The organism is Brevibacillus sp. NRS-1366 (assembly GCF_050467985.1).
Window position 1 is genome coordinate 1 of record NZ_JBITPN010000079.1, and the last position, 6,184, is coordinate 6,184.

Annotated in this window: 7 protein-coding genes and 1 pseudogene; 2 read left to right on the top strand and 6 right to left on the bottom strand. The window is 41.5% G+C overall.

Annotated elements, in window-relative coordinates; translation table 11 throughout:
• Positions 1-64 precede the first annotated feature (64 nt).
• The 5 genes and pseudogenes from ACIFQN_RS35660 to ACIFQN_RS35680 all read right to left on the bottom strand — a co-directional run bounded on the left by ACIFQN_RS35660 (position 65) and on the right by ACIFQN_RS35680 (position 2,655).
• Positions 65-763 (bottom strand): hypothetical protein, encoded by a 699-nt coding sequence (locus tag ACIFQN_RS35660; RefSeq protein ID WP_429837785.1) that lies wholly within the window; start codon positions 761-763, stop codon positions 65-67.
• Entirely contained in the window at positions 655-957 is a 303-nt protein-coding gene (locus ACIFQN_RS35665) for a hypothetical protein (protein ID WP_429837780.1), read from the bottom strand. Before ACIFQN_RS35665 ends, ACIFQN_RS35660 begins: the two co-directional genes overlap by 109 nt.
• A gap of 29 nt (positions 958-986) precedes the next feature.
• Positions 987-1,349 (bottom strand): annotated as a pseudogene (locus ACIFQN_RS35670) (pyridoxal-phosphate dependent enzyme); the annotation flags it as partial.
• Between the two features lie 15 nt (positions 1,350-1,364).
• The gene (locus ACIFQN_RS35675; RefSeq protein WP_429837781.1) at positions 1,365-1,550 is read right to left on the bottom strand and encodes a hypothetical protein; all 186 of its coding nucleotides are present in this window, start codon (positions 1,548-1,550) and stop codon (positions 1,365-1,367) included.
• A 313-nt stretch (positions 1,551-1,863) separates the two neighbouring features.
• Positions 1,864-2,655, bottom strand: a complete 792-nt coding sequence (locus tag ACIFQN_RS35680; RefSeq protein ID WP_429837782.1) for a hypothetical protein — start codon at positions 2,653-2,655, stop codon at positions 1,864-1,866.
• Between the two features lie 792 nt (positions 2,656-3,447).
• On the opposite strand from ACIFQN_RS35680, the gene ACIFQN_RS35685 reads away from it, so the two are divergent.
• A complete protein-coding gene (locus ACIFQN_RS35685) occupies positions 3,448-4,239 on the top strand; it encodes a MerR family transcriptional regulator (protein WP_429837783.1) in 792 nt (263 codons plus the stop codon).
• 104 nt (positions 4,240-4,343) lie between these two features.
• Positions 4,344-4,862 (top strand): GNAT family N-acetyltransferase, encoded by a 519-nt coding sequence (locus tag ACIFQN_RS35690; RefSeq protein WP_429837786.1) that lies wholly within the window; start codon positions 4,344-4,346, stop codon positions 4,860-4,862.
• Positions 4,863-5,646: 784 nt separating this feature from the next.
• Here ACIFQN_RS35690 and ACIFQN_RS35695 read toward each other — a convergent pair.
• Positions 5,647-6,184: IS3 family transposase (locus ACIFQN_RS35695; RefSeq protein ID WP_429837784.1), on the bottom strand; the 538-nt coding region annotated here is incomplete at its 5' end.

A 6,184-nucleotide genomic window follows, 5' to 3' on the forward strand; every position in this document is an offset into this window, starting at 1 on the left:
TTGACAGGGGGCACTTCACGAGTAGAGGGTTTAAAATGTTGATATAGAGACTTTTTCATCTTAGTTAATTAAGGTACGCCCATCGAAACGGACCTCGCCCTTCACAAAAGTGGGGGCGGATATATTCAACTACAAAACCACGGATTCTATCTGCCCCATTAAAACCGTATTGTTCCGCTTGGTGCCGAAGGAAATTACCATATTCAAAGACTTTAGCACCTTGATCCTGAAATGATATCATGGCACTGATATGACGGATGATCGTTTTACCAACAGCATCACGATATTTTTCTGGATCGCTTTCACGAAGCTCCAGTGCCTCAGCGTATGTGTATCCTGCAGGTACATATCTCTTTAGAGGGTCATGTGCGGACGTCTGGTCTGTCACAATATCCGGCTGAAGTCCGATTTCCAGCAACATCTCGTGTACTTCTGCCGCATTTCCAAGGACAGCGATACCAAGCGCTTCTCCACGAGATGCGGCGTCTAGGGCCAATCTCATCGCTTCAGCAGGATCGGTTACTTCTATATCGCAGTAGGAGCCCTCGATTCGACGTTGAATGCGTGAAGGGTCAATTTCAGCTGCGATACAAACGTCTCCAAGCAACTTTGCTGCGAGTTGCTGTGCTCCTCCCATTCCTCCTAAACCACCAATTAGTACGATACGACCCTTGAGGGTACCGTCAAAATGACGAGCAGCGCAGGCCGCAAAAGTCCATATGTTCCTTGTAGTATCCCTTGGGTGCCGATGTATGCCCCGTATCCTGCTGTAAACATACCATTAGCCATCATGCCACGCTGTTCAAGCTCAAGGAATCGATCAAACTTCGACCAACTAGAAACAAGATTTGCGTTAGCCATTAGGACTCGAGGTGCACTATTATGAGCACGGAGAACGGCAACAGGCTGACTGAATGACCAATGTTTCGTCATCATCCATCGTCTTAAGGTTATCAACGATTTTTTAAAGCACTCCCAATTACGGGCTACCTTGCCCTTTGCCCCTTTTCCTCCACTTTCAAAAGTTTTAAAGCTGCCGCAACATTCGCTCCTGAAGAGAGACCAGCAAAGATTCCTTCCTTCATTGCTAGTTCCCTAGCAACTTGTGTCGCTTCTTCATCCGTTACACGAATGTAGTTTGTAACAAAATTTTTATCTAAAAGAGGTAAATTCATTGAATATCCCCCACCTTGGATCTTGTGATTGAGGTTCGTAGCTGTTTGACCAGAGTAGAAGGAAGCCGTATAAGGTTCAACAAAATAGCAACGAATGCTGGGATTATACTTTTTTAAAGCTATTGCACTTCCGGTAAAGGTACCACCGGAACCAGCAAAATCAAGAAAAACATCTACATTTCCATTAGTCTATTCCCAAATTTCTTCACCAGTGTGAAATTCATGAGCATGTATATTGCCAATGTGATTAAATTGGTCTGTACGAAATGCATTTCTTTCTTTTGTAATTAGTTGCGCTACTTCTTCCACTTTAGCAAGGTCTTCTCCAGATACTTGCCCTACAGATGAATCAGGGGCTTGATCAACAACGTCCACAGACACTTCTTATTGGGTTTCTCTTATTCATATTTTCCAAAAATTGAGTTCTTCTACTAATGAATAACGGTTACCATCCATGGTAACCGTCTATCTTCTATTTCAATTTTTTATGGTATCTTCGGAGTCTCTACCTGTGGCAGATCAGAATCTGCGAGCCCGGTGTATATGCTTATTCACATGGCCAATAATTGCGTCAACAAGATTTTCACGTGGTTTTTCACATCAATCACCTGGCAACCAAACGCGTTTAGAACAATCGATCCTCAGAATGTCACAATGCAATGCTTGTGACTTGGGATAAATCTATTTCTTAGAATGGACCGAACTTAATGAATTGCGCTATTAGCAGGAAAATGATAGAAGAACAGAGCCAAATACAAAGGAGCGGAGTGTAAAATTTTATCCATTTGCTCCATGATACACCTGCAATTAATATAGCTGCCATGAAAAATCCGGATGTAGGCCAGAAGTCTTTCGTGAATCCATCACCAAACTGGTATGCCAAAACAGCAGTTTGTCTTGTCAGTCCAAGAATGTCAGATAATGGAGATAAAATTGGAAAGAGCACTACTGCCTTTCCACTTCCGGAGGGTACTAAGAAGTTAAGTAATGTAATCGCAAACAAAATCCCTATAACTGCAAAAGATGATGGGATTTCTCTAAGAACGGCAGCCATACTATGAACAACAGTATCAATAATCTGACCATCAAACATAACGACAGAGATTCCACGAGAAACCCCAATGATAAGGGCGCCAATCATCATGGTCTGGCAACCAGCGATCAATGTGTCACAAAGTTCATCCATTTTTAAACCTGCAATCAAGCCTGCCCCTACTCCGATTGCAAGAAACATCGCACACATTTCAGGTACATCCCATTTTAGCAAGATCGTTCCTGCCAGCATAATCCCCAGCATGACTACTGAATAGATACCGGCAATTTTCTGTCGAAAACTGAGTTTGAAGTCTTCACCAATTACGTAGGTCTCGTTAATATACTTGTTGCGTTTTTCAATATCTTCATGATACATGCTGCTCAATTCCGGGGATTTTTGAACTCTACGAGCATAACGCATTACGTAAATAATCCCGATTGTCATTTTGCGCAAATCTGCCCGTTAGCCAACCATGCAGCGCAGCTGCACCACAGATGATGAAAATGGATCTGTGTGTCCATAATGACAGGTAGGCTGGCGAAGAAGGTCGTTTCAACATAGTGCCTAGAGCCCAACCGTTAGTCTGACTCCGGCGACCACGGTGCATCACAGATTGTCGCACCCTTTTTGGGTAGCACGTATGGGAGATTAATCCTTTTTGGTTGTTGCACCAGCCTGCCTTTTCATAATGAAGTGAGTTATTTTCTCGGTTGTTTATTTCAATTATGAAGTAGAGGCACAGCTTTTTTTAAAAACTTTATGGCTGGGCTTACTTTTTTATTGCCTTTTTTGGTTTTTATTTTCATGGGAGTTTAGCGAAGGCTGCCGGTGTTAATACGGCAGCCTCTATTTGTGCTTGTTCCACTATCGACCCCGTAAGCTTAATCATTAATTGCTAGAGATGTTAGTTCGATCGAGACAGTGACTCCCACTCAATGAATAATCGCTTAACTCACTTGTTGTTCTAGAGACAAAATTCTCTATAACATCTTCTCTTAAGTAATGTCCTCAACTACCACTTTTTTTAAAAAACGATTGAACCCGCTAACACAAGAACTTCTCGTAACATGTCAAACGAATCAGCCTTCTGGAGATATCGACGAAATTCTGTTGCGGTCAATATTCGCGAGGAACGCCAGCAAAAGATCCTATAATTCTTTGAACTATCTATTGACCTTAGGTCTGACATAAGGTGTATTGTTGAGGCATTCCACAACATCCATAGGAGTTACATTTATGAAGAGTGAAATTACGATTAGCGAATTAGCTAAGATTTTGAACGTGTCTGTTCATCAAATTCGTTATTTTGAAGAGAAAAGAGTTCTTCTACCTACTTACATAGATAACAATCAGTATAGAATGTACAGCATAGATCAAGTTTACCAGCTCGCGCATATTCTGTTGCTTCGCAAATTAGGGGTGCCTGTCCAGTCTATTAAGGAATGCATGACTTCCTATTCTGCGGTTCAATACAGGCAGCTACTCAATCGTTCTTTGCTAGAAATAAATACAGAGTTGCTTCGCCTTCAAGAGCTTCAGCAGTTCATAAAAAAGATTTTGTATGAACAAAATAATTTCACTTCTCACCCCAACCACTACCAAATAAAGTGGCGAGACACCACTTATTTGGCACGTTGGATTGAAATGGATTCACAAATGAAGCTGAACACCAAACTGTTGGCTGAACGGGCCAAGTACGTTTCGAACTTGTTTGAAGCGGACATTTATTTTATTGAGGATGGTTCCAGTACCATTACCTTATATACGGAAACCCAAGTGCCTAGCAATTGTTCATTGCCTAGCGGTAACTATCTTTCTACCCAGAGGTTGGTTCATGAAGATGATGAGCTTGAACAAGTGATTGAACAGTTTTACGCCTATGCCGTAGCGCAGTCTCATGTCATACAGGGACCCCTGATCCTCATTGAAAGATCTTATTTATCCCTATTTAGCCAAAGCCAGCTGCATTATGAGCTACAAGCTTTGATCGAACCGACTACAAATTCTGAAAGGGTGAATCAAACATGACGGCAGCCCCCCTCACGATTGAACCAATGAACGCAAAGTATAATGCACAGGTCAGCCGATTACTCGTCCAAGGGTTTCGTGGAAAATTTCAAACCCTCACGAATATGAATGATAACGAACTTGCCCTTTTTTTCGAAAAGCTTTTTGATAATTTCCCTATTGAGCCGGCAACCCAAAGAATGGTTGCCATACAAGAGGGAGAAGTCGTAGGAACGATGTCGATCAAGTGGCAAAACGGTTCTCACATGAAGCAAAAGCGGAAGCTTCATTCATGGGAGAGCTTTCGCATGTTCGGGAAGTGGAACCTCTTTAAAATGTTGCTAGGATTGTATTTCTTAGAGCATAAGCCACAGGCAGGAGAGTGTTATATTGCAGACATTGTTGTCCATCCGGATCATCAAAGTAAGGGAATTGGAAAACTGTTATTTCAGTGGGCACACAATTTTGTGCAAAGGGAGCGAAGGCTAGATAGGTTAAGCTTGTATGTCTCCGGGAAAAACCCACGAGCTAAGGAACTTTACCAGCGATTATCATTCCATACTCAATTACAAAAAAGTAGTCTAGTGCAGCATATCTTATTCAATGAAAGGAAATGGAGTTACATGGTGAAGAGAGTGGAATAAATTTTATGAAAAAGAAAATGATTACTTCAATTATGATCATCGTTTTACTAATTGGAGGTACAGGACGATAGAGGTTTACTGATAGAAATTGAGAAGGAATAACCTTTTAAGACCATGTGACGACAGAAAAGAGGCCGTTATGTCCTTTAATGGTTAATTAACCATGGACTGAGGTGAATATTTCAATTTGCTTATATTCCAGGAAACCCCTACTTTCATCCAGATCTCCTTTGGTCATTCGGAAATGAATCGTGTCAGTACCGGGCTAAGTATATCAGTTGGGAGGTTTTCTCTAAGAGAATTGAACTGGATTCAAGTGCATAATCTCGGAGTAAACCCTCAGGGACATAAAGCTGAAAGGGAAGATACGCAGATAAATCGGACAGGCTCTTGTAATCGATAAAGGGTGAAGTGGTTAGTATGGCTACGTACTGTGCCTAACTCCCCCCAGTTTTCTACTCTCATTCTTCCATATCCAAGATGAGCATGGCAAAAACAGCAACTGTACAAGCTAATGAACCCGTTTAATCCATTTGAGATAACGAGTTTGTTTTATTGTTATTTAGAATAAAGAAATCAAACTAGGACAAGCTGAAGTCGGTTTTCTAGAGGAAACGATACCAAAATAGCTTAAATTAGCATTTCATGATACTGCTGATGCACGAAGGTTATATTTATAATCATCTTAATGGTAAGTGTGGTAGGGAAAAAATTAACCATTCTTGGACGACCTATTAAAGGGTGGTCATAAGAATGGCTCTTCCCATGTTAATCCACAAAGCCTTCACCATTGTTTTTCTTTCGAACCCACTGCTTTACTTGTTTTAGCTATTGCTTCATAACACATCTCTCCTTGCTGATACATGTTTACAGCCTTTAAATTAAATTCCTCAGCAACCTGCAACGGTTGTCCGGTTCCCTTTCGTTTTTTCACTTTCACTTGACATTGCAAGCCTTCTTCACTCATGATCCGTTGCACTCGTTTATGATTCACTTGCATCTCTCGGCGTAAAAGTGCTGTAATTTTTCGGTATCCATAGCGAAATTTATGTGCCAGGCACAACTCCCGAATACGTGTCACTATAGGATTCGAAATCCGTTGTGTATCTAATTGATTTTTTCTCCGATAATAGGTGGAACGAGCAATGCCCAGCCATTGACACGCTAGTTGTACAGAGACCTCTCCCTTTATGGAATCCATTGGACTGCTGCTTCTGGTGACACCTCCTTTCCCACTCTCCTTGTACTTTTTTAAGACATCCAATTGTTGCTGTAAGAAGCGATTTTCCTGTTTCAATCTTTCGTAAGCGTCAAACCCAGCC

What these genes read in the sequence shown, in the direction of transcription:
- ACIFQN_RS35680 (WP_429837782.1), bottom strand. Translation starts at nt 2,655, where the DNA reads ATGACAATCGGGATTATTTACGTAATGCGTTATGCTCGTAGAGTTCAA.
- ACIFQN_RS35685 (WP_429837783.1), top strand. Translation starts at nt 3,448, where the DNA reads ATGAAGAGTGAAATTACGATTAGCGAATTAGCTAAGATTTTGAACGTG.
- ACIFQN_RS35690 (WP_429837786.1), top strand. Translation starts at nt 4,344, where the DNA reads ATGAATGATAACGAACTTGCCCTTTTTTTCGAAAAGCTTTTTGATAAT.